The sequence below is a fragment of the Streptacidiphilus sp. PAMC 29251 genome (genome assembly GCF_054208735.2).
On the sequence record NZ_CM135725.2, the window covers coordinates 564,013 to 587,209 of the forward strand.

At 70.1% G+C, this 23,197-nt stretch carries 22 protein-coding genes and 1 pseudogene; 10 read left to right on the forward strand and 13 right to left on the reverse strand.

Annotation, left to right across the window (positions count from 1 at the left end; genetic code table 11):
- Positions 1-69 precede the first annotated feature (69 nt).
- From ACXKR8_RS02860 to ACXKR8_RS02885, 6 genes are all read right to left on the reverse strand, one after another.
- Complete coding sequence (locus tag ACXKR8_RS02860) at positions 70-1,044, reverse strand: glycoside hydrolase family 6 protein (RefSeq protein ID WP_458271306.1); 975 nt, start codon at positions 1,042-1,044, stop codon at positions 70-72.
- A gap of 130 nt (positions 1,045-1,174) precedes the next feature.
- The gene (locus ACXKR8_RS02865; protein ID WP_462100283.1) at positions 1,175-2,323 is read right to left on the reverse strand and encodes a 3-oxoacyl-ACP synthase III family protein; all 1,149 of its coding nucleotides are present in this window, start codon (positions 2,321-2,323) and stop codon (positions 1,175-1,177) included.
- Entirely contained in the window at positions 2,320-4,143 is a 1,824-nt protein-coding gene (locus tag ACXKR8_RS02870; RefSeq protein WP_458271308.1) for a ThiF family adenylyltransferase, read from the reverse strand. The genes ACXKR8_RS02865 and ACXKR8_RS02870 overlap by 4 nt, the downstream gene beginning before the upstream one ends.
- Positions 4,144-4,204: 61 nt before the next feature.
- On the reverse strand, positions 4,205-4,456 hold the full coding sequence (locus ACXKR8_RS02875; RefSeq protein ID WP_458271309.1) for an acyl carrier protein: 252 nt from the start codon (positions 4,454-4,456) through the stop codon (positions 4,205-4,207).
- 30 nt (positions 4,457-4,486) lie between these two features.
- A complete protein-coding gene (locus ACXKR8_RS02880; RefSeq protein ID WP_458271310.1) occupies positions 4,487-5,545 on the reverse strand; it encodes a beta-ketoacyl-ACP synthase III in 1,059 nt (352 codons plus the stop codon).
- 236 nt (positions 5,546-5,781) lie between these two features.
- Positions 5,782-7,185 (reverse strand): sugar porter family MFS transporter, encoded by a 1,404-nt coding sequence (locus tag ACXKR8_RS02885; RefSeq protein WP_458275282.1) that lies wholly within the window; start codon positions 7,183-7,185, stop codon positions 5,782-5,784.
- Positions 7,186-7,593: 408 nt separating this feature from the next.
- On the opposite strand from ACXKR8_RS02885, the gene ACXKR8_RS02890 reads away from it, so the two are divergent.
- Positions 7,594-8,010 carry a hypothetical protein gene (locus ACXKR8_RS02890; protein ID WP_458271311.1) on the forward strand — a complete coding sequence of 139 codons (417 nt, stop codon included), beginning with the start codon at positions 7,594-7,596 and terminating at the stop codon, positions 8,008-8,010.
- A gap of 15 nt (positions 8,011-8,025) precedes the next feature.
- Here ACXKR8_RS02890 and ACXKR8_RS02895 read toward each other — a convergent pair whose 3' ends face one another.
- The 3 genes from ACXKR8_RS02895 to ACXKR8_RS02905 all read right to left on the reverse strand — a co-directional run bounded on the left by ACXKR8_RS02895 (position 8,026) and on the right by ACXKR8_RS02905 (position 10,678).
- A complete protein-coding gene (locus tag ACXKR8_RS02895) occupies positions 8,026-8,970 on the reverse strand; it encodes a nitrilase-related carbon-nitrogen hydrolase (protein ID WP_458271312.1) in 945 nt (314 codons plus the stop codon).
- A complete protein-coding gene (locus ACXKR8_RS02900) occupies positions 8,967-9,986 on the reverse strand; it encodes an agmatine deiminase family protein (RefSeq protein WP_458271313.1) in 1,020 nt (339 codons plus the stop codon). Before ACXKR8_RS02900 ends, ACXKR8_RS02895 begins: the two co-directional genes overlap by 4 nt.
- Positions 9,987-10,099: 113 nt before the next feature.
- On the reverse strand, positions 10,100-10,678 hold the full coding sequence (locus ACXKR8_RS02905) for a TetR/AcrR family transcriptional regulator (RefSeq protein WP_458271314.1): 579 nt from the start codon (positions 10,676-10,678) through the stop codon (positions 10,100-10,102).
- A gap of 217 nt (positions 10,679-10,895) precedes the next feature.
- On the opposite strand from ACXKR8_RS02905, the gene ACXKR8_RS02910 reads away from it, so the two are divergent.
- From ACXKR8_RS02910 to ACXKR8_RS02945, 8 genes and pseudogenes are all read left to right on the forward strand, one after another.
- Positions 10,896-12,314 carry an IS4 family transposase gene (locus tag ACXKR8_RS02910; RefSeq protein ID WP_458267007.1) on the forward strand — a complete coding sequence of 473 codons (1,419 nt, stop codon included), beginning with the start codon at positions 10,896-10,898 and terminating at the stop codon, positions 12,312-12,314.
- Between the two features lie 251 nt (positions 12,315-12,565).
- Positions 12,566-13,539 (forward strand): annotated as a pseudogene (locus tag ACXKR8_RS02915) (agmatine deiminase family protein).
- An 80-nt stretch (positions 13,540-13,619) separates the two neighbouring features.
- Positions 13,620-14,501, forward strand: coding sequence for an ABC transporter substrate-binding protein (locus ACXKR8_RS02920; protein ID WP_462100284.1), 882 nt, complete (start codon positions 13,620-13,622; stop codon positions 14,499-14,501).
- Positions 14,471-15,271, forward strand: coding sequence for an ABC transporter substrate-binding protein (locus tag ACXKR8_RS02925; RefSeq protein WP_462100285.1), 801 nt, complete (start codon positions 14,471-14,473; stop codon positions 15,269-15,271). Before ACXKR8_RS02920 ends, ACXKR8_RS02925 begins: the two co-directional genes overlap by 31 nt.
- Entirely contained in the window at positions 15,268-16,227 is a 960-nt protein-coding gene (locus ACXKR8_RS02930; RefSeq protein ID WP_458271317.1) for an ABC transporter permease, read from the forward strand. Before ACXKR8_RS02925 ends, ACXKR8_RS02930 begins: the two co-directional genes overlap by 4 nt.
- Positions 16,224-17,135: an ABC transporter permease gene (locus ACXKR8_RS02935; protein ID WP_458271318.1), complete on the forward strand. Its 912-nt coding sequence runs from the start codon at positions 16,224-16,226 to the stop codon at positions 17,133-17,135. The genes ACXKR8_RS02930 and ACXKR8_RS02935 overlap by 4 nt, the downstream gene beginning before the upstream one ends.
- A gap of 5 nt (positions 17,136-17,140) precedes the next feature.
- Positions 17,141-18,130, forward strand: a complete 990-nt coding sequence (locus ACXKR8_RS02940) for an ABC transporter ATP-binding protein (protein ID WP_458271319.1) — start codon at positions 17,141-17,143, stop codon at positions 18,128-18,130.
- A gap of 28 nt (positions 18,131-18,158) precedes the next feature.
- Entirely contained in the window at positions 18,159-18,968 is an 810-nt protein-coding gene (locus ACXKR8_RS02945; protein ID WP_458271320.1) for an ABC transporter ATP-binding protein, read from the forward strand.
- Between the two features lie 34 nt (positions 18,969-19,002).
- On the opposite strand, the gene ACXKR8_RS02950 is transcribed toward ACXKR8_RS02945, so the two are convergent.
- Complete coding sequence (locus ACXKR8_RS02950; RefSeq protein ID WP_458270841.1) at positions 19,003-19,326, reverse strand: DUF1330 domain-containing protein; 324 nt, start codon at positions 19,324-19,326, stop codon at positions 19,003-19,005.
- Positions 19,327-19,661: 335 nt separating this feature from the next.
- Complete coding sequence (locus ACXKR8_RS02955; RefSeq protein WP_458271321.1) at positions 19,662-20,423, reverse strand: isocitrate lyase/PEP mutase family protein; 762 nt, start codon at positions 20,421-20,423, stop codon at positions 19,662-19,664.
- A 259-nt stretch (positions 20,424-20,682) separates the two neighbouring features.
- On the opposite strand from ACXKR8_RS02955, the gene ACXKR8_RS02960 reads away from it, so the two are divergent.
- Positions 20,683-21,405 carry a DUF3761 domain-containing protein gene (locus tag ACXKR8_RS02960; protein WP_458271322.1) on the forward strand — a complete coding sequence of 241 codons (723 nt, stop codon included), beginning with the start codon at positions 20,683-20,685 and terminating at the stop codon, positions 21,403-21,405.
- Positions 21,406-21,621: 216 nt separating this feature from the next.
- Here ACXKR8_RS02960 and ACXKR8_RS02965 read toward each other — a convergent pair whose 3' ends face one another.
- Together ACXKR8_RS02965 and ACXKR8_RS02970 are read right to left on the reverse strand one after the other, a co-directional pair.
- Entirely contained in the window at positions 21,622-22,542 is a 921-nt protein-coding gene (locus ACXKR8_RS02965) for a DUF1206 domain-containing protein (protein WP_458271323.1), read from the reverse strand.
- 12 nt (positions 22,543-22,554) lie between these two features.
- A complete protein-coding gene (locus tag ACXKR8_RS02970) occupies positions 22,555-23,127 on the reverse strand; it encodes a GNAT family N-acetyltransferase (protein WP_458271324.1) in 573 nt (190 codons plus the stop codon).
- Positions 23,128-23,197 lie beyond the last annotated feature (70 nt).

Genomic DNA, 23,197 nt, shown 5'->3' on the forward strand with positions numbered 1-23,197 from the left:
GACAACACCGACAGAGGCGGCGCCCACGTGCCGGGCGGACTGCTCATCGCAGTCCGCCCGGCGGGGGTGTCAGTAGCCGTAGACCAGGTCGTAGGCCAGCTGCGGGTCGAAGGCGCCGGCGGGGTCGGTACTGGTGCCGCAGTCGCCGTCGGACTCGCCGGGGGTCTTGATCCAGAGCAGCGCCTCGGCGCCGCCGCCCAGCTGGTCGGTGGCGCCGAGCTTGCGGCCCTGGGGGTTGCACCAGTTCCCGTTGGAGCCGTTGGCGTCGCGGCTGGTGTCCACGACGTAGGGCTTGGTGTAGCCGTAGGAGGCTTTGAGGTCGGCGTTGATCTGGTTCCCGTAGGCGGTGTTCTGGGCCACGGTGTAGAAGCTGGAGACGTTGATGGAGAAGCCGTGGGCGTGGCTCAGTCCGGCGGCGTTGAGCTCGGCGGCCATGGTGGCCGCGGATATCCAGCCGGGGTTGCCCGCGTCCAGGTAGACGTAGGTGTTCGGGGACTGGTTGGTGAACTGGGTGATGGCGTTGTTCAGCAGGCCGTCCCGGTCGGAGATCTGGGACGCCGTCATGCAGCTCTCGTCGGCCAGCGCGTCGGGCTCCAGGATCACCAGCGCGGGGCGGGAGGCGATGCCGCCGGCGAAGCCGCCGATCCAGGTGTTGTAGGCAGCATCGGAGGACGCCCCGCCGCTGGACTGCCCCGCGCACACGTCACGCCCGGGGATGTCGTAGGCGACCAGCACCGGAAGCTTGTCGGAGTAGGCCGCGGCGCCCACGTACGCGCCGGTCGAGGTGCCGATGGCGCTCTCGCCTCCGGTGAACCAGACGGCGTCCGGCTTGGTGGCGATGGCGGACTGGATCGCCGGCTCCCGTCCGTCGGTGGGATGGGCGGCAGCCCAGAGGGCGGCACTGTTGTTGGGGTTGACGTAGAAGCCGTTGGTCGAGGTGAGCGGGTTGCCGGCGGCGTGGGCGGCCGGGGCGGCGAGCAGGGTGACGGCGGCGGCCAGGGCGGCGGAACCGATCAGGGCGGGGGTACGCAGGCGACGACGCATGCGGGATCACTTCCTTCGGCACGGGTGGGTGCACTGGTGCACTGACAGAACAGGGATGGGAGCGCTCCCAAATGGAAGCGCTTCCAGTTCTTTTCGACATCGCAGATGCTGATCTCACCGCGATCGTGTGTCAAGGGGATACACAGAACCCGTGATGAGACTGGAAGCGCTTCCAGAGGCAGGTCCGCGGGCCCCGGGCGCCTCGACCGCCTCGGGGAGTTCCCGAGGCGGCGCGCGTGGTCAGGCTTGGCGCAGGCAGAGGGTGCCCCAGTGGAAAGCCGGCGCCGATGGCGGACATGACGAAGGTGTCTCCTGGCCGCAGTCGGCCGGTGGAGACGGTCTGGTGCAGGGCGGTGAAGACGCCGGCGGCGCCGGTGTTGCCGAGTCGGTCCAGGGTGACGGGGACGCGGTCGGCGGCGATGCCGAGCCGCTCGCGTGCTGCGTCCAGGATGTTGATGTTGGCCTGGTGCAGGAAGTAGTGGTCGATGTCTCCGGGTGTGAGGCCCGCGTGGCGGGTGGCGTTGGTGATGCTTTCCGGCAGGCGGGTGGTGGCGGTGTCCCAGACGGCTGGGCCGTCCATGCTGACGTAGTGGGTTCCGCTGGCGAGCGTCTCGGGACTGGTGGGCAGCCGGGAGCCGCCCGCCGGGATCTGCACGGCGTAGGAGAGCTGCGAGCCGATGTCGTAGGAGAGCAGTCCCGCCCCCTGGGTCCGGGTACGGCTCAGGACCACGGCGGCGGCCGCGTCGCCGAAGAAGACTCCGGCGGTGCGGTCACCGGGCCGGGTGACACGGGAGGCGCAGTCGGCACCGATGACCAGGATGGTGCTGATGGAGGGGTTCTGCAGCAGGTGGGCGGCCAGGAGTACGGCGTGGACCCCGGAGGCGCAGGCGGCCTGGGTCACGTCGAGGGCCATGGCCCGGCGCATTCCCAGCGCGTCCTTGACGATCAGTGAGGTCGAGGGCATGGGCTGGTCCTGGGTGTAACTGGCCACGATGACGGCGTCCAGGTCCGACGCGGTGACCTGGGCCGCTTCCATGGCGGGACGGGCGGCGGCCACGCACATGTCGGAGGTGGCCAGGTCGGGTGCCAGTCGGCGGCGTTCATGGATGCCGGTGCGTGCGGTGATCCAGTCGCCGCTCCTGTGGGTGGTGCGGGTCAGGTCCTCGTTCGTGACGACCTCGGCCGGGATGTGGATGCCGGTGCCGGTGATCGTGAAGGGCACCGCCAGGCCGTCTCCGGTGTGGGAGGCAGCAGTCCGTTCGTGGGCGGCCACGGTCATGCCAGGGTGCTCCGGTCCGCGGAGGTGAGGGATTCGAGATCGGCGTAGAAGCGGCCCGAGGGGCGGGGCAGCCCCAGGAGAATGCGGCGGGCAGCCTCGGCGGTGAGCGCGCCGCCCAGGGCGACCCCGGAGGCCAGCTGCGGCCAACTGCTCAAGGTGGTACCGATTCTGGGAATCGCGGCAGCCATATCGGCACTGATCGTGTCCCGGCCGACCATGGCCAGAATGGCGTCCACCATCTCCTCGTGCGTCAGGACCGCGAGGTCGCGCGCGGTGGTCTCACCCAGGAGCCCGTGCAGCAGCGGCCGGTCCGGTTCGAGGTCGAACCGCTCGACGTCCAGCAGGCCCCGGTCGTTGGCGTCCATGACGACCGGGATGCGCAGCGCGCGGGCACGCTCACGGGCGGCGAACTTCACGTACGGGGTGTCGCACTCCTCGACCAGCAGGTCGATCGGTCCGGCGCCGCCGGTGAAGAACTCTTCCATCTCGTCATCGGTCAGGCCGCGGGGGTAGATCTCGATGTCCAGCCAGGGGTCGATCTCCGCCATCTGCCGGGCGGCGATCACGCACTTGTTCAGCCCGAGGTGATGGACACCGGCCCGCAGCCGGTTCAGGTTGGACAGGCTGAGGGTGTCGAAGTCGGCCAGTTTGAACGCCCCGGCGATGCCTTCCATCGCGAACGTCAGGGCGGCGCTGCTGCCGACCGACAGGCCGATGATGCCGACCCGGCGTTCCAGCAGCCGACGCTGCTGCGGGCGTTCGATCCGGCCCCGGTTCCGGTCGGTGCGCACCAGGCGGAACTCCTGCCGGGGCAGCAGGTGCACCACCCGGCCCGACCACGGGTACCAGACCCAGGTCCCGTACTCCCGCAGCCCGCAGCCCGCCAACTGCTCCGCGACAGCGTGCTCGACGGCCTCGGCGGAACGCCGCAGCCCGGGGTCGCGGCTGGTGACCAGCTCCCTCAGCTGCTCCTCGATCGTGTCCAGCACCTCGCGGACCTGCCCCGATCCGAGCAACACCTCAAAGGCCAGCGCGTCCTGCTCGTCCCCGAGATCGAAGAGCACCGGCTGCCAGCAATCGACACCTTCTGGGCGCGCACTGCCGGTCGCGGCCGCGGGACGCGGCAAGGCGACCCGCATCGGCTCCGCAGCGGCCACGAAGGCGGGGAACTCCTCCTCCAGGTGCTCGACCAGGCCGCTGTACTCCCCGGCCGGCTCCGCTGTCCGGTAGAGCATCGCCACCACGTCCTCGGTGTACCGCTCGACGTACCGGCGTGTTCCCGGCACCGGACGAAACCCGAAGCGTTCATGGAACAGGTCCTGGCCGTCGGCCGTGCCCGAGGTCCCGATCATCGCCTTGGCACCCAAATGCCGCGCGGCCGCGACGGCGACCGCGTTCAGGTGGACCCCCAGACCCAGCTTGCGGGCATGGTGCTCGACGACCAGACGGCTGTGCTCAAACGTTTCCGCAGCGCCCAGGCCGTGCTCGCGCAACGCCTCCTCGAAGCGGTCGGACCCCAGGTACACCCTGCTCTGGAACAGCTCGCTCGTTTCCGGCGTCGAGAGCCGCACATACCCCAGGGGGCGGTCTCCTTCCCGGCGCCTGGCGAAGAAATGCCAGGCCCCGAAATCCAGCTCCTGATCATCCGTGTACGCGCCGGAAGACGTACGGAAGTCGGGCCGACGCCCACGGTCGAACAGAATGCGTGCCCTCAACTCCCGCGTCTCCCGCACCCGCGCGTCGTCCGCCGGGGTGTCCTGCGCGATGTGGAACGCGGAAATCTGCCACGTGCCCTCAGGCGACGCGTATTCAGCCAGCACGGCCGTTCCTTTCTTTGACATCAGCACGTGCCGTCCGGCCGTGCCACCAGGTGCGTTCCCGTCACTTCGCCGCCACCGCCGCCGCACGCCTGGCCGTGAGCACCGCGGTGAGCTCGCCCACGGTGGTGTCCCCGGCCGTCTCGTGCTCCTCGACCGGGACGTCGAGATCGTCCTGCAGGATCAGCGCGAGCTCGGCCAGCGAGAGCGAGTCCAGGCCCAAACTCTCCAGGCTGGCCCCGGGGACGATCGCGGACTCCGGAACCTCGAATTTGGCGGTCAGAGCGGAATGGAGGGAGGTCTGGACAGGAGACATGGCTGTGCCCTTTCAGTGGTGGACGACCGCTCAGAGCGAGCGGGCCGTGGGAGAACCGGTGTCGTGCACCGGCGCGATACGGGAAAGCCCGGGCCACAGCACCGCGGCCGAGCCCCAGGTCAGTCCGGCGCCGAAGGCGGTGAGCAGCACCTTCTGCCCGGTATGCAGGTCCTCGCGGGCGGCGGCGTCGGCCAGCGCCAGCGGGATCGAGGCGGCGCCGGTGTTGCCGACCTTCTCGATATGGCGGATGCACCGGTCCGCGGGGATGTCCAGGCGTTCGCCCACCGCGCTCAGGATGCGGGCGTTGGCCTGGTGCGCGACCAGCCGGTCGACGTCCGCCGCGGTCCAGCCGACGTTCTTCAGCAGCAGTCGCGAGGACTCGGTCATCCGGGTCACGGCGTGCTGGAAGACCTCGCGACCCTCCATCCGGAAGTAGCGGTCGGACGGTCGGTAGGCCTCCGGCGTGGCCCGCTCCAGTGCCCCGCCGCCGGGTACCTCGATCAGGCGGTGGCCGGACCCGTCGCTGCCCAGGTCGAAGCCCAGCACGCTGCCGGGCTCCCCGACCGCGCCGCGGCGCAGCACCACGGCCCCGGCGCCGTCCGCGAACACCACTCCGGCGCCGCGGTCGTCCGGGGCGATCAGTGTGGAGTAGACGTCTGCGGCCACCAGCAGGACTCGTTCGGCGATGCCGGCGCAGATCACGCCCGCCGCGGCGGCCAGCCCGTAGACGAACCCGCTGCACGCCGCCGAGACGTCCCAGGCCGCGGCACCGTCCAGCCCCAGCCGGGCCGCGAGTTGCGGCGCCATGGCGGGCATCGGGCGGTCCGGGGTGGAGGTGGCCACGATGACCGCGTCCACCCGGGGCGTACCGACGGTCGCCATCGCCCGTCGGGCGGCGTGCTCGGCCGCGTCCCCGGTGGAGATGCCGGCGCCCACCCAGTGCCGGGTGGCGATGCCGGTACGCCGCCGCACCCAGGCATCGTCGACACCCCAGGAGGCGGGCAACTCCGCATTGGCCACCGACCGCGGCGGCACCCACCCGCCCAGCCCCTCCAACACCGCTGCCGCGGAGCCGAGTTCGTTCGACACTCGTAACCTCACCAAGATCAAGCCCCAGGGAACGGGCTCGACTGTAGGCAAGGAAAGATCTTGAATCATCTCGCGCTGATACCCAGCAGCCGGGCAGCATCAGGCAACTGGAAAGGTTTGCGCAGATCAGAGCGGTGGCGGCCAGGAAACATAGTGGACGTTATGCAATGCGACAATCACTCCGACGGGTGAACAGCGGGCTGCACCGCTGCTCACCCGGCTTCAGCGAGGCTCGCTCAGTCGAGATTGTCCTCCAGGCGGGTGCCCTTGGTCTCCTTCACGAGCTTGAGCACGAAGGGGATCGAAAGCGCGGCGAAGACGGTGTAGATGACATAGGTCATGGTGAGGTTCCAGTCGGCCAGGCTGGGGAAGCTCGCCGTGATGGCCCAGTTGGCGATCCAGTTGGCGGCGGCGCCGACACCGAGCGCCGCGGCGCGCAGGCGGTTGGGGAACATCTCGCCGAGCATGACCCAGACCACGACGCCCCAGGACATGGCGAAGAAGAAGACGAAGATGTGGGCGGCGACCAGGGCGACCATGCCCTGCGCGTGCGGAAGGGTCGCGCCTGCCTTGGAGGCGAAGGCCCATGCCTCGGCAGCCAGGGCCACCGTCATGCCGCAGGAGCCGATCAGGACCAGGGCCCGACGGCCGATGCGGTCCACCAGGACCATCGCGACCACGGTGCCGATGATGTTCACGATGGAGGTGGTGAACGAGTAGAGGAAGGACGAGCTGGGATCGATGCCGACCGACTGCCACAGGGTGTTGGAGTAGTAGAAGGCGACGTTGATGCCGACCAGCTGCTGGAACACGGCGAGGCCGATGCCGACCCAGATGATGGGCTTGAAGCCGAAGCGGGCGCCGAGCAGGTCCTTGAAGGTGGACTTGTGCTCCGAGTTCATGCCGGCCTGGATCTCGGAGACCCTGGCGTCCAGGTCGGGAGTGGAGGGCTCGACCTCGGCGATGACGGCCTTGGCGCGATCGATCCGCCCCACCGAGATCAGGAATCGCGGGGACTCCGGGATCACGAAGGAGAGCAGCCCGTAGATCACGGCCGGGATGACCATGACGCCCAGCATGACCTGCCAGGCCTCCAGGCCGAGCAGGTGGCCTCGGTCCTTGCCGCCCGCGGCGTTGAGGATGCCCCAGTTGACGAGCTGGGACAGCGCGATGCCGATCACGATCGCGGCCTGCTGGAAGGAGGCGAGCCGGCCCCGATAGGCGGGCGGTGCCACCTCGGCGATGTAGGCGGGGCCGATGACCGAGGCCATGCCGATGCCGAAGCCGCCGAGGACGCGCCACAGCGCGAGGTCCCAGACCGCGAAGGAGAGGGCCGAGCCGACCGCGCTGACGGTGAAGAGGACGGCGGCGATCTGCATCACCCGGATGCGGCCGATCCGGTCGGCTATGCGTCCGGCGACGGCGGCGCCGAAGGCGCAGCCGATCAGCGCGACGGCGACGACCTGGGCCAGCTCGGCCGAGCCGATGCCGTACTTGCTCTGGATCGCTCCGGTCGCTCCGTTGATCACGGAGCTGTCGTAGCCGAAGAGGAAGCCGCCCATGGCGGCGGCGGCTGTGATGAAGACGACGTGTGCGAGGCCGTCGCCCGAGCTCGGGGACCGGGACGACGAGGTGGACACGGAGTGGGTTGTGCTGGTCACGACGACTCTCCTGGCATCCGGCATCCTTACCGGACTTGAACTGTAGAGGTAGCTTTCGAAGGTTATGCCTTCAACTTACTAGACCAAAACACCTAGATTTGGCCTTTGTCGCGTACATTTAACATCATTACTTGAACACATTCCCCGTCGAGTCGGGCTACTCGATCCCGTCTCTCCTGCCTGAGCCAGGTCAAACCGCGCAAGCTCGGGACCCCGCCATCGGCCGGGTCCCGAGCTGCCGAGCGGCTGGCATCAGCCGCCTGTGACGGTCCAGCCGAAGGAGGTGCTGCCGGTGGCCTTGGTGTCGTCGGTCGCGGTGACCGTGACTGCAGACTGGCCGCCGCACCGACCGACCCGGTCTGGTTGCCGGGTGCGGTCACCGGTGTCGTGGTCACGGTCTGGTCGACGGCGGTGACGGTGACGCAGGTGGTGCCGGAGGGCGCGCCGTTCTTGCACACCTTCTCCCCGACGGTGGCCGTGCCGACCCGCGTGAACGTGGTGGTCTCGGGCGGGAGCGCACTGGTGACCGGGCTGGCATCGGTGCCGATGGGGCCGACCTTGACGGTGGTGCCGATGAACTGGCCGTCCGGGGTCTGCCAGCCGTTGGCGGCCTTGCAGTGCCCGGCGGCGTCCCGGCGTGACGGGCCGTCACCGCGAAACGTCGCGGTGCGGCCCACCGGGCGCATGACGGACGAGGGCACGGGCGCTCGAAGGCTGTCGGTCGACGTCCACGCCCCGACAGTAGGGCGCACCCCGCGCACCGGACAAAGCAGCCGCGGGGGCATGGGCGAGGGGAACCTCTGATGCTCGGCTCCGGCATCAGCACGTGCCGACCCTGGTGGTCGGCTGGGTGAGTGCGGTGTAGAGCTCGGGGCGCCGGGTGTCGAGCAGGCCGAACTGGGCCCAGTCATGGCACTGGTTGAGGTCCAGGTCGGCGACCAGGACGGCTTCGCGGTCGCGGGGTGCGCGGAGCATGATCCGGCCATAGGGGTCGGAGATGAACGAGGAGCCGTAGAAGTGGCCGGCGCCCTCGGCTCCGACGCGGTTGGGGACCACCATGAACATGGCGTTGGCCAGGCCGTTGGCGCTGATCGCGTGCTCCCACATGGGACGGGTGTCGAAGTCGGGAAGATCCGTCTCGGAGCCGATGGCGGTGGGGTGCACCAGCACCTGTGTGCCCTGCAGGCCGTAGGCGCGGGCCAGTTCGGGGAACCACTCGTCCCAACAGGTCGGGAAGCCGAACCGGGCGCCGGCCACCTCCGCGACCGGGAAGCCGGTATCGCCGGGACGGAAGCAGAGGTCCTCGTGGTAGCCGGGGAACTGCGGGATGTGCAGCTTGCGGGTGCGCGCGAGCAGTGCGCCGTCGGGGGCCACGCAGATCGCGGTGTTGTAGCCCAACCCGCCGTCGGGAGCCCGCTCGTAGAGCGAGGCGTGGACCAGGACGCCCAGCTCGGCGGCGAGTTCGGCGGCCAGCGCGGTGGTGCGGCCCTGGGGCAGGTCCTCCTGGTGGCGCTTGGCATCGCCGGCCAGTTCCCTGTCGGCGGCGAAGTAGCGGCTGAGGGTGAGTTCGGGCAGGCAGACGATCTGTGCGCCCTGCCCGGCGGCCAGTCGCACCCCTTCGCGCAGGGCCCGCTCGTGCGCGGTCGGGTCGGGGTGCCAGCGCATCTGCACCAGACCCACCCGCAGCAGGTCCACGGCGGACTGGTCCACCCGGCCCGGGGAGCCCAGCGGCGAGCCCAGCGAGGTGAGCAGGACGTGACTCATCCGCGGACCTCCGTCACCGCGGCCGGAATCTGCTGGGTGATGCAGTGGATGCCGCCACCGCCGTAGGCGACCGCGGGGGTGGGGACGCCGACGACCTTGCGGTCGGGGAAGGCGCGGGTGAGCACCTCCAGGGCTGCGGCGTCCTCGGCGGTGCCGGCCACCGGGACGACGACGCCGCCGTTGACGAGGTAGAAGTTGAGGTAGGACACCTCGGTCTCCTCGCCGTCGACCAGGGTGAACGTGGTCTGCGGCAGTTCGACCAGTTCCAGGCTGCGGCCCAGGGCGTCGGTGGCCGCCGCCAGCACGTCGCGGTTCTCCCGCATCCGGTGGTAGTCGGGGTGCGCATGGTCGTCGGGCACCGAGATCAGCACCCTGGCCGGGCCCACGAACGCGCACACACCGTCGACATGGCCGTCGGTCTCGGTGTCATCGAGCCCCCCGTATGGCAGCCAGATCACCTTGGTGACACCCAGCCGTGCCTTCAGTTCGGCCTCGATCTGGGCCTTGGTCAGGGTGGGGTTGCGGTTGGGGTGCAGCAGGCACTGCTCGGTGGTGATCAACGTGCCCTCCCCGTCGACGGTGATCGCCCCACCCTCCAGGATCATCTGCGAGGCGATCCGTTCCACGCCCAGCCGCTCCAGCAGCAGGGCGCTGATCCGGTCGTCCGCGTCGAAGGGGTGGTGCTTCCGGCCCCAGGAGTTGAAGCGGAAGTCCACCGCCGCCCGCTCCCCGGCGGGCCCGGTCACAAAGATCGGACCCGAGTCGCGGAACCAGGAGTCGTCGATCGGCAGCTCCACCACCTCCACCCCGGCCCCGCACAACTCGCGTGCCCCCGCGCCCTGCCCGGGCACCGCGACCATGGTCACCGGCTCGAACTCCGCGATCGCGTTCGCCACCGCCGCGTACTCGGCACGCACCTGCTGCAGCACGTTCCCCCACAACTGCGCCCGGGTCGGCCACGCCATCAGCGTGCCCTCGTGCTCGACCCACTCGGCGGGCATCCGGAAATTCGTCATGGCGCGCTCCTTGCGTTCTGTGCCGTCTTCGGTCGGCATGACTCTGGCACTAACTGAAATTTCAGTCAATCCTTTGGGCAGACGGATCCGACTGACAGGTCGGGTCCGTCCGGTCAGCCGGCCAACGCGGCCAGCTCGATCTCGATCGCCCGGGCCAGGTACTCGCGTGCCTTCGCCAGCGGCAGGCAGCCGCTGAGCCAGCGCATGCTCAGCCCCTCGGTCAGCGCGGTCAGCCGCTCCGCGGCTCCGGCCTGGGCCGCCGCGCCGCCCCCGGGTTCGATCCGTACCAGCAGGTCGACGATCTCCTGGACCCACTCCGCGGTCGCCTTGGCAAGGTCCTCGCGCAGGTCGGGCTCGAAGACGGCGCTGGCCCGCAGTTCGCCCCAGGCGATGCTGTTCTCCCGGACCGCCGGCGTGTCCTGCAGTTCGAGCAGCAGTGACTGCCGCAGCTCCTCCCGCGGCTCCAGCGGCTCCGTCTGCGAGCCACGCTCATGGGTGTAGCGCTCGGCGCGCTCATTGATGTGCTCCAGCGTCCTGCGCAGAATCCCCGCGCGATCGGTGAAGTGGTAGTAGAGCAACGAGGTCGAGACCCCTGCTTCGGCCGCCACCTCCTCGACCCGTAGGCCACGCACACCACGGCGCGCGATAACCCGCGTCGCCGCTTGAAGGATGGTTGTTCGACGGTCTGCCACAGCGGAACCATACCGTTTCGGTCCGCCCGGCAACGGCCGGCACTACTCTTGACTGAAAGTTCAGTTAGGAGCAGGATGCGGGAACCGCCCGCCACCCACTCTCTTCAACACCAGTGCGTTAAGCCTGTGACCTGCGGCGCAACCCCGGCGTGAACGTCGAACGGGACTCCTGATAGATCATCTTGCTGCCAAGCTCGGATGATCATCGGGAGTCCCGTTGCGCGATCAGTCTGCCACCACGCCCGCCATGCAGGTGATCCCGGGGGTCTACGCGCCGGGCCACTTGGGCGAGTTGACCCAGATCGTGGATTTTGCCCTGGTGGACGCCGTGCTGGAGGAGACCGGGGCGCGGGAGAAGCGGCTGCGGCTGCTGCCCGCCCGCGTGATGGTGTACTTCGTCCTGGCTCTCGCGCTGTTCGAGCACGCCTCGTACCGGGCGGTGTGGGGAAAGCTGACCGCGCACCTGCCCGCGGCCGTGATCGTCCGGCCAGCCGTCTCCTCGCTCGCCCGGGCGAGGCGCCGCCTGGGTGCCCGCCCCCTCAAGGTGCTGTTCGAGACGCTGGCGGGTCCTGTCGGCGAGCGCCACCGCCCCGGCTCCTTCTACCGGGGGCTGCGCACAGTGGCCGTCGACGGCACCAGTCTGCACGTGCCCGAAGACGCGCAGGTCACCTGGCTCTATCCCAAACGGGTCGGCGAGAAGAGGGAGTTCGGCTACCCGCTGCTACGCCTGCTGGTGATCGTCGAGTGCGGCACCCGGGCTCTGCTGGGCGCGGCCTTCGGCCCCGAGGCAACCGGTGAACTACCCTACGCCACACGCCTGTTGCACGTGCTAGACGCGTCGATGCTGCTGCTGGCCGACGCGGGCTTCGACGCCGTGCACTTCCTGGCCGACACCGCCGCGACCGGCGCCCACTTCCTGGTGCGCTCGGGCGCCAGCCGCTGCCCCACCGCCCTTCAACACCTCGCAGACGGCTCCTACCTGGCCCGCCTGCGCGCCCCCTACCGGGCCGGCCTGGGCTACTCGCCCCTGCCGGTGCGCGTGATCGAGGCCGAGGTCACCGTGACTCTGTCCGACGGCACCGTACGCACCGAGCAGTGGCGCCTGCTCACCAGCCTCCTCGACCACACCACCCACCCCGCAAGCGAACTCCTGCACCTCTACCACGAGCGATGGCAGGCGGAGACCGCCTATTTTTCGATCAAGGCCAGCATCCTGGACGGCCGCGTCCTACGCTCGCGCAGCATCGACGGCCTCGACCAGGAGGTCTGGGCACTGCTGACCGCCTACCAGGTGCTGATTCGCGCCGCTGCCGACGCGATCACCGACCAGCCCGCCCTGGATATGGACCGCCTCAGCTTCACCGTGCTGCTGCAGGCCGCCGCAGACACCGTCCTGACCGCCGCCGGCACCACGATCCAGGACAAGGCCGACCTGGTGGGAAGGATCGGCGCAGCGATCCTCGCCGACCTGTGGCCCGCGCACCGCCGACAGCGCGTCAAGGCCCGCAGCAAGAAGAACACCACCAGCAAATACGCCCCGAACGCGGGCAAGCACCCCCAGAGCGCACCCACCTACACCTTCAGCGCCAAGATCGGAATGCTGGAGAACGGACTCACTGCCCGCCCACGACGCTGACAGCCACGCAGGCCACGGTTGCACCGCAGGTCAACGCCCTAACGCACTGGTGTTGCCACTCTCTTCCAGGGAGAATCATGGACAGGCTCCACACGTCCCGCAGAAGGCTCCTCCAGGGCACTGCCGCCCTGCTTCCCGCACTGGCCCTGGGCGCACTGACGCCGGGCCGGGCCGGGGCAGCCACTGCCACAACCGCGACCGCAACCGCGCTGACCCTCCCGGCTGAGACCGGGGCGCACACCCGCACCTTCATGGCCTGGCCGGCGCTGTCCTCGATCTGGGGCAGGCAACTGGCCGGGGTGCGCAACGATGTGGCGACCATCGCCCGGGCGATCGCCGAGCACGAGCCGGTGGTCCTGCTCGCGCGTCCGGCCCAGGTCGCGGCGGCGCAGGCCGCCTGCGGCTCCGGCGTCCAGGTGATCCCGGTCCCGGTCGACGACCTGTGGGCACGGGATTTCGGCCCCACCTTCGTGGTCGGACCCGGCGCCCTCGCCGCGGTCGACACCAACTTCAACGGCTGGGGCGACAAGCAGAACCCCCACGACGAGGACGCCGCCGCCACCGCCGCGCTGTGCTCCCGCTACGGATTCACCCGCGTCGACGCACCCCTGGTGACCGAGGGCGGCGCGCTGGAGTGCGACGGGCAGGGCACCCTGATGGCGACGGTCAGCTCGATCGTCAACGCCAACCGCAACCCGGGCAGGACCCAGGCCCAGATCGAGCAGTCGCTGAAGAGCACCTTCGGGCTGCAGAAGGTGATCTGGTTCGCCGGGGTGGCAGGCCAGGACATCACCGACGACCATGTCGACGCCACCGCGCGGTTCAGCTCGCCGGGCCACGTCATCCTCGACAACCCCGGCCCCAGCACCCCGACCAGCAGTGTCTGGTACCAGGCCTACGCCCAGGCCAAGCAGGTCCTGGCCAGTGCGACCGACGCCCGCGGCCGCCGGCTGACGGTGGTGGAGCTCCCCGAGCCGGACTACTCCAAGATCCGGGGCAAGGGCGCCGACTTCCTGGCCAGCTACACCAACTTCTACACCGCGGGCGACGCCGTCTTCGTCCCCAGTTCGGGGACGCCCACGCGGACGCCGCAGCCGTCGCGATCCTGGCGGGCCAGTTCCCCGGCCGCCAGGTGGTCGCGCTGAACATCGACACGCTGGCCGGCGGCGGCGGCGGGATCCACTGCGCCACCCAGTCCCAGCCGGTCGTCCCACCCGTGAGCTGAGCTCCGCTCCCGCCGCCACCACCGCCCGACCCCGTAGCCACCGCCCGCACCCCCAGAGTGGAACAGGGAGACCCCCCGCCATGCCGCACCAACACACAGCACACCCCCGCAGATTCACCGGCGCCGCAGCGTCCCTCGCCGCCCTCGCCCTGGTGGCCGCCTGTGCCGGCCCTCCGCGCGCCTCCTCCGTCCACGCGGCTGCCTACACGCTCTCGCCCAGTACCCCGACGGCCGCCGGGGCCCTCGACTCCTTCACCTGGGCCCTGTACGCCGAACCGCCGACCCTGGACTACATCTCGGCCTTCGACTACGAGCAGAACATGGTGCTCTCCAACGTCTGCGAGAGCCTGATGCGCTGGACCCCCCAGCTCACCGAGGAGCCGGGGCTGGCGGAGAAGGTGGAGCAGCCGAACGCCACGACCTTCGTCTACGACCTGCGTTCCGGGGTGAAGTTCCAGGACGGCGGGGTGATGACCGCCGCCGACGCCGTCTACAGCCTGAACCGGCAACTCGATCCCAGCCTGGGCTCCTCCTGGGCCCAGGTGTTCGACAACGTCAGCTCCATCAAGGCCACCGGGCCGCTCCAGGTCACCGTCAAGCTGAAGCAGCCGGACTCGCAGTTCCCCCAGTACATGGCGACCGCGGCCGGGGTGGTGGCGAGCGAGAAGGGCATCAAGGCAGCGGGCAAGGACTACGGGACCAGCGGCAGCCTGGACTGCACCGGCCCCTTCACCCTCGGTCACTGGACCAAGGGGCAGTCGCTGGAACTGGACCGCTTCGCGGGCTACTGGGGCGACCCGGCCAAGTCGGCCAAGGCTGTCTTCGAGTTCATCACCGACCCCTCGGCCCTGACCAACGCCCTGCTCACCGGGCAGGCCGACGGCAGCTACCTGGTCCCCACCCCAGCTACGGCCAACTGCGGTCCAGCGGCATGGGCACCCTGTACTTCGGCAAGAGTCTGACCACGGTCAACGTCAACGTCACCAATCTGAAGGGGCCGCTGGGCGACGTCCGGGTCCGCCGCGCCCTGTCGATGGCACTGGACCGCAGCGGCTTCGTCGCCACCGGCCTGAGCGGCGTGGGCAGCCCCAGCACCTCGCTGTCACCGCGCGACGCCTGGTCCGCCGCCGCCCCCGGTGTGGCCGCCGCCGCCTTCAACGGGCTGCCGCCGACCTCGAAGGACCTGGCCGCGAACATCGCCACGGCCAGGGAGCTGGTCAAGCAGGCCGGGGCGGTGGGCAGGACCGTCACCATCGCCACCAGCTCCATCGGACAGGACGTCTCGCTGCTCGCCACCGCCGTCCAGGCGGCCGGCACCCAGATCGGCCTCAAGGTCAAGCTCAAGACGGTCTCGCCCGACGCCTACACCGCGCTGTTCACCGACCCGCAGGCCAGGGCCGGGCTGGACATGTTCCCCGAGACCTACTACCTGTCCATCACCGACCCGATGGACGTGCTGACCAACTTCCAGACCGGCGGCTACGAGAACTACGGGAACTTCAGCGACCCCGCCTACGACAAGCTGCTCGCGCAGGCCACCTCGGTCTACAAATCGGCCGACCGGCTGAGGATCGAAGCACAGATCCAGCGGACCGCGGCCGACCAGGTGCTGTGGATCCCGGTTGCGGAATGGCCCACCTCGGTCTTCCTCAACAAGCGCATCACCGGTGCGCCGACGTCCATCGCCTACATGTACTACCCGTGGGCCGCCGACGTGGGGGCCACCCGGTGAACTACCTGAGATTCATCCTCCGCCGCCTGGCGGAACTGGCCGCCACCCTGCTCGCCGCCTCGTTCGTGATCTTCGGCGCCATGTACCTGGCGCCGGGGAACCCGGCCGCCTTCCTGCTGTCAGGACGCGCGGCCACCCCGCAGGCCCTCCAGGCCATCGACGCGCAGTACCACCTGGACGACCCCTTCGTCGAGCAGTACCTGCGCTGGCTCGGCCAGGTGCTGCGAGGGGACTTCGGGCGCTCCATCGAGTACCGCACCCCGGTCTCGCACCTGCTCGCGGCCCGGCTGCCCAGCACCCTGCTGCTGGTGGCGATGGCACTGGTCCTCGTGGTGGTCTTCGGCCTGGTCCTCGGCTGGATCGCGGCGGTGCGCGGAGGTGCGGTGGACTCCACCATCCTGATCGGCACCACCTTCGCGGTCGGGACACCCTCCTTCGTCGCCGCGATCCTGCTCCAGGGGCTGTTCTCGGTCAGACTCCACTGGTTCCCCAGCGGGGGCAGCGGATCGGGTCTTCCCCAGGAGCTTTGGCACCTGACCCTGCCCGCCGTGGCACTGGCGCTGTACCTGATCGGGCTGCTGGCCCGGGTCACCCGCAGCAGCATGCTCGAAGTCCTGCAGGAGGAGCACGTCGCCGCGGCCCGCAGCCGCGGCGTCCCCGAACTCAAGGTGGTGTGGCGCCATGTGTTCCGCAACTCGCTGGGCACCCTGCTCACCATGGGCGGACTCATCGTCTCCACGCTGGTGATCTGCACCGTCCTGGTGGAGTCGGCGTTCAGCGTCAACGGCGTGGGCCAACTGCTCGACCTGTCCACCACCACCAAGGACTTCCCCGTGGTCCAGGCGATCTCCCTGGTCATCGTCGGACTGTTCATGGCCGTGAACCTCGTCGTCGACCTGCTCCACCCGCTGGTCGACCCCAGGGTCACCTTCGGCACCAGGAGTTCCAGCGCATGACCCCATCGAGCCCCACCACCACGCACCCGGCCGACGAGGCCACCGCCCTACCGGGCGCCGCTCCCCCACTGCTGCGCCGTCCCGGCCTGGCCCGTCTCCGCACCGGCAGCTCGCCGCTGCACGCGTTGTGCCTGGCCTTCGTCGCCCTGATCACCCTGCTGGCCCTGCTCGCCCCCTGGCTGGCCCCGCACGACCCCAACAGCGTCGACCTGAGCAGCGCCCTGGCCGGCCCCTCCGGGGCACACCCGCTCGGGGTCGACGCCTCCGGCCGGGACACCCTGTCCCGGCTGCTGCTCGGCGCCCGCACCTCGCTGCTCGGCCCGCTGGGCGTGGTCCTGCTCTCCACCGTCACCGGCATCGCCGTCGGCGCGGCCGCCGCCTGGCGCGGTGGCTGGCTGGACTCGGTGCTGTCCCGCAGCACCGAAGTCGTCTTCGCCTTCCCCGGCCTGCTGCTCGCCCTGCTGATCGTCTCCATCTACGGCGAGGGCCTGGTCGCCCCGGTCATCGCCCTGGGGATCGCCTACCTGCCCTACGTCAGCCGGCTGACCCGCTCCCTGGTCCTGGCCGAACGCCGGCGCCCCTACGTCGAGGCCTACCAGGTGCAGGGACACTCCGGGCTGCAGATCTGCCTGCGCCATGTCATCCCCAACATCGCCCCGGTGGTCCTGGCCCAGTCCACCATCAACTTCGGCTACGCCCTGATCGACCTGGCCGGCCTGTCCTTCCTGGGCCTGGGCGTCCCCGGGCTGACCCCGGACTGGGGACGCATGGTCTTCGACGGCGAAACCGCCATCCAGCAGGGCTATCCGCTGTCCGCCGTGCTGCCCTGCGCCGCCATCGTGCTGACCGTGGTCGCCTTCAATGTCGTCGGCGAGCGCTGGGCCGACCGAGTCGCCAAGAGGGAATGACAAGGATGAGAACACTCGACATCCAGGGGCTCCGGCTCACCCTGCCGCACACCGCCAGGCCGGTCCTGGACGGTGTCGACCTGACCGTCGACGCCCGCGAGACGGTCGCCCTGGTCGGCGAATCCGGCTCGGGCAAGAGCATCACCGCCCGCTCGGTCCTCGGCCTGCTGCCGAGTGGTTCGGTGACCGCGGGAGAGGTCCTGGTCGACGACCAGAACGTGCTCGCGATGACCTCGCAGCAGCTCCGCCGGCTGCGCTCGGGCACCGCGGCCATGATCTTCCAGGACCCCCGGGCAGCCATCAACCCGCTGCGCCGCGTCGGCGACTTCCTGACCGAGGGCGTGGTCCTCGGCGCGGGCACCGGCAAGGAGGAGGCCAGGGCACGCGCGAGCGAACTCCTGGCCGCGGTGGGGCTGACCGACGCGGTGCTGCGCAGCCATCCCGGACAGCTGTCCGGCGGCATGCTGCAACGTGTCATGATCGCAGGGGCGTTGATGGGCGGCCCCAGACTGCTGCTGGCGGACGAGCCCACCACCGCGCTCGACGTCACCACCCAGGCCGAGGTGATCGCCCTGCTGCAGGAGGTGCGCGACCGCTTCGCCACCGGCCTGCTGTTCGTCACCCACGACCTGGGCCTGGCCGCGGCCATCAGCGACCGGGTCTATGTGATGTACGCGGGACGCATCGTGGAGACCGGCACCGCCGACGAGATCTTCGCCCGGCCCAGCCACCCCTACACCGCCGCCCTGCTCGCCGCCACCCCGGGGCTGGAGGCAGACAGCGTCCGGCTTGCCGCGATCGAGGGCCAACCACCGGACCTGCGAACGACATTGACCGGTTGTGCGTTCGCCCCCCGCTGCCGCTACGCGACCGAGGTGTGCCGGACCACCACGCCGGCCGGACTCCCGGTGTCCGGTGCCATGCCCCGCGCCACCGAGCACCTCGCCGCCTGCCACCACAGCGGCCACCTGGAAGCGGGTACCGTCCATGCCTGAACTCCTGCCCCCCGTAACGCCCGAGTCAATGGCCCCGGTGCCGGCGGCCCTTGAGGTGGAGGGTCTCAGCAAAGTGTTCCGCGGCGTCCCGGCCGTGGACGACGTGTCCTTCCGGCTCCCGATCGGCGGCTCGCTGGGCATCGTCGGCGAGTCCGGCTCCGGCAAGACCACCACCGCGCGGATCGTGGTGGGCCTGCAACGACCTGACCACGGCCGGGTGCGGGTCCAGGGCCAGGACCGGAGCGATCGCGTCCACCGCGGCCGGGCGCACCGGCTCAGCCGGGCCCGCCAGGTCCAGATGGTCTTTCAGGACCCCTTCCTCTCCCTGGATCCGCGGATCTCCGTCTTCGACGCGCTGGCGGAGGCCCTGCGGCTGCACTTCCCGGACCGTGACCACGACCAGCGGGTGGCCCAACTGCTCGACCAGGTCGGACTGGGCTCCCGACTGGCCCACGCCAGGCCGCGGCAGCTCTCCGGCGGCCAGCGCCAGCGGGTCGCCATCGCCCGTGCGCTCGCGGTCGAACCGTCCGTCCTGGTGCTGGACGAGGCGGTCGCGGCCCTGGACGTGTCAGTCCAGGCGCAGATCCTCAACCTCCTCGCCGACATCCGCGAACAGACCGCTGTCAGCTACCTCTTCATCACCCACGACCTCGGTGTCGTGCGCTGCGTGACCGACGAGGTGGTCGTCATGCGACGGGGCCGCATCGTCGAATCAGGCCCCACCCGACAGATCCTGACCAGTCCCCAGCACCCCTACACCCGCCTGCTGCTGGAATCCGTCCCGCGCCCCGGATGGAACCCCTCCCGCATCGCCGCGGCCAGAGCCGCCGCAGACTGAGGATCCGTTGGGGCCGGTGCGTGACCGGGCGGCGTCAGTGGTCCAGTGAGTCCGCTCCGCGGTATCCCTGCGGGACTCCGTTGACCAGGACGACGTCGCCATCGATGTGGTCGGTGCGCAGCTTCGCGATCGCCCGGTAGGCCGGGGAGGAGTACCACCCGTGCGCGTGGTCCCGGTCGGGAAACTCAATGACGATCACGGCGGGCCCCCAACTGCCCTCGAGGACCTCGAAGTCGTCGCCGTGGGCGCGGAACCGGCCCTGGAACGGGTCGAGGGTGGCGTCGATGCGCTGCAGGTACTCGGCGATCTGCGGGCTGGGACGGACCGAGCGGACATGCATGATGGCGTAGGCGGTCATCGGAACTCTCCCGGTGCAGGGGCGAACATGCTGACGAGACAAACCTAGGCACCACGACCCGACAGCGAATCCGTCACGCATAGGTAGGACGATGACCGGATCCCCGCCGGGCTTCGGCTGGTGCACGGCTCCGCGCAACTGCTGGGCGGCGGTGTGGTGGGGTGCCCGATGGTGCTGCCCAGGCAGCGTGCCCGTCCGGGTGCCCCAGGGCACCCGGAGCGGGCACTGGCCGAGTCGGCGGTCACCTCGGCCAGGGTGCGTCCGCAGTCGAACGCGGGAGCACGCGGCAGCGCCTTGTCACTCCACGTTGACCCTCGGGGTGCTCGATCGATTCCTCAGGGCGCCCATGGCCCGAGCATGTCCTTCATCGCATCCGTCAGCGCGAGCTGCAGCAGCGGGCCGTAGGTGATCCGGCCGACGCCGAGGCGGCGGAAGCGCTCAAGATCGTGCTTGACGGGATGGGCTGTGGAGTTCACGGGAATGGTGACAGCGGCGACCACCGCAGCGAGCAGGTCGTCGTCGTCCTGGATGCGCACCGGGTAGACACTGTCGGCGCCGGCCTGCTCCAGGGCCCGCAGTCGGCCGATCGCTTCGTCGAGGACGCTGGAGGCGTCCTCCGTGTGCAGGAAGAGGTCGGTGCGCCCGTTGACCCAGACCGGGATCCCCGCGTCGTCGGCCGCCGCGCGCAGGCTGGCGATGTAGCTCGCGTGCTCCTGCGTGCTGCGCACGCGTCCGCCGTCCGAATGGACGGTGTCCTCGAGGTTGAGACCGACGCCGCCGATTTCGGTGAGCCCGGCGATCAGATCCGCGGGCTCCTGTCCGTATCCGGCCTCCAGGTCCACGGACACCGGGATGTCGACCGCGGCGATGATCGGCCTGACGGCGGCGAGCACCTCCTCGAAGGTCTGCCCCTCGTGGTCCTCGGCCCCCCGGGAGGTGGCGAGCGGATGGCTGCCGACCGTCAGCGCCAGGAACCCGGCGTCGGCTGCCGTCCGCGCGGACCAGACGTCCCAGACGGTCGGCAGCACGAGCGGCTGGTACTCGGCGTGCAGCTGCTTGAGGCGTTGAGCACGCTGAACAGTGGTACGAAAGTCCATGGGGAGGACGCTACCCCCTGATCCCCGCGAACAACGTGCCGACGGGGCGACGGGGCGACGATCAGCGATGAGGGAGGACCTGGTCGGGGTAGCGGAAGGCACAGACCCCGATCGAACTCCCTTGGCCCCGCTGCACGTTCGCCGGCCTGGGGGTCCCTGCCGCGGTCGTTTCAGGTAACCGTTCGGCAACACTCGTCACATTGTATTCACAACTCTGGAACGCTGAGCAACCCAGCGACCACCCAGGGAGATCAGCGCCATGCCAAGACCAGCCCGACCAACACCCTGGCAGCCACCACCGCCGAGGCAGGTGTCCGGCCGGCGGAAACTGAAGATCGCCGGGATCGGTTGCGGCGGGCTGTTCCTGCTGTTCGTCGTGATCGGCATCATCGGCGCGATCGTCAGCCCCGCGAAGACGCCCGCGACCCAATCCGCCGCCGCGACGAGCCCCAGTCCGAGGCCGACGGCAACGTCCGCCAGCGCCAGCCCGACGCCCACACCGACGCCCACCGCGACGCCGAAGGTGGTCCCGGATCTGACCGGCGTCACCCTCGACATCGCCTCCGTGACCGCGACCCAGCAGGGCTATACGACCCACGTCACTCTGCGCAGCGGTGCCGAACTGCCCGCAGCGAGCCCATCGGCCTTCCTCGTGTGCACCCAGTCGCCGGACAGCGGCACCGCCGAGGACGGCGGGACGATTGCCTTGACCGTCGCCGAAACCGCCAAGGGCCAGGCGTGCACCGGCCCAACAAGCACGCCGACGCACACGGCAAAGCCCACACCCAAGCCGCAGCCGAAGCCCACCCGCACGCACTCCAGTACCACCGGCGGGTCGAGCGGCGGGTCGTCAGGCGGCTCCAGTGGCGGCAGCCCTGGTAACGGCGCCACCGCCCTGTGCAACGACGGCACCTATTCCTACGCCGCCCACCACCAAGGAGCCTGCTCCCACCACGGCGGCGTAGCTGTCTTCTACCACTAGGAGCTGTTCGAGGTTCGGATCACCGGGTTGAGGTGAGGGGCACCCCGGGCCCCTGATCTTCTCCGGCAGGGCCTGGAACTGCGGGCAGTCGCCCGCCTGACCGGGGGTCAGGACGAAGGCCGGCGGCAGCCCATGACGGCACCGAGTGAGTCCCCCGCTCTCACCAACCGCGGGACAATTGGGCGTCAGGCCGCCGTGCGGCGGGCGTACTCGGGGTCAGCGGGGCACGCCGCCCAGGGTGCGGCGCCAGCGGGCCTCGGCGAAGGAGAACAACCCGAACGCGATCAGACCCAGCGCCACCAGGATCAGCACCAGCGGACCGAAGGAGGTCCGGGCGAAGGAGCGCAGGGTGGCGTCCAGGCCCTTGGCCTTGCCCGGTGTGTCCGACAGGGCGGCTTTGAGGGCGAAGAAGCCGACAGCGGCGACGATCACACCGCGGGCGATGTGACCGGCCTGGCCCAGGCGCAGCACAAGGTTCCGGGTGCGGTAGGTCATCCATCCGGTGCGCAGCCGTTCGGCGAAGCGCTTGCTGACGGCGTGGGCGACGATGGCGATGCCGACGACGATGGCGATCAGTGACAGGACGACCATCAGGACGCGTCCGTCGTCGGACCGCAACAGACGGGCGCTGACGTCGTAGGCGCTGTCGTCGGAGCTGGTGGGGGTGCGGCCGTGGGCGAGGAACTGGTAGATGCCCCAGGCGCCGATGGCGTAGATGACGGCGCGGGCCGCGTCCAGGAGATGGTGGCCACCGCTCTCGGCGGAACTGGCGGCACGCACCGCGCGCCACAGGGCCAGGCCGACGAAGCCGATGACCAGAAGCCAGAGCAACAGGACCCCGAAGGGCTCGCCGGCGATCGCAACCAGGGCTCCCCCACGGTCCAGGTCATGGCGTCCGTAGCCGAGCCCGACCAGGAGCGCCAGAATGCCGATGACGAGGTAGACCACGCCGCGGGCTATGAACCCAGCTCGCGCCAGACCGCTGATCGCCCCCGCCCCCGCCACCCGCCGGGCGCCCCAACTGCCGCTCGTCCTGGTGCGGGTGGAGCGCTCACGAGAGCTACTGCGCCGCGAGTACCGGGAGTTGCCGGTGCGGCGGGTACGGGTACGACGTCTGCCGGACAGTGTCCAGTCCATGGGTGCCTCCTGTCACCCCGGCTGCCCCGACCCGCCTTCCGAAAACAGATCCACGCCTCGAACATGACGCTGGGGGATGGCCGCCGGCTCTGCGGAAAGGTCGATGGTGAACGCCACCCGGTCGAGTCCCGGGCCGTCGTAGTCCGGCTTCACGGCTGAGGCGGTGAAGCCGAGGCGGGTGTGAAATGCCCGCGACGCCGTGTTCTCCGGGCTGGTGATGCAGTGCACGTAACGGCGCCCGTGTGACCGGGCGAGCGTGAAGAAGGCCCGGTAGAGGGCACGCCCCACACCCTGCCCGTGCAGCACCGGGTCGACGCCGACGAAGTGCACATAGGCGGCTTCGGGCTCTGTCTGCGACAGGAAACCGACCAGGAAGGCGGCGACTTCTCCACTTCCGCGTTCGACCAGAAAACTGGTGGTGGTGAAGTGCTGGAAGAACAACCGGGGCAGCAGCAGCGCCCGTTCCGTCGCCCCTGCCTCACCCTTCAGACCACCCCACCACGGGTCCAGTACGGCGAGCACGCGGAGGTGGTCTTCGTCGGTAGGGCGTCGGGCCCTCAGGCCGGCAGGAAGGTCGTCGATCATCCGTGCAGTCTGTCAGCCGCGCGAGGCGCACCGCGAACCTGAGCGACGCTGGGCGCTGCTGGGCGCCGCT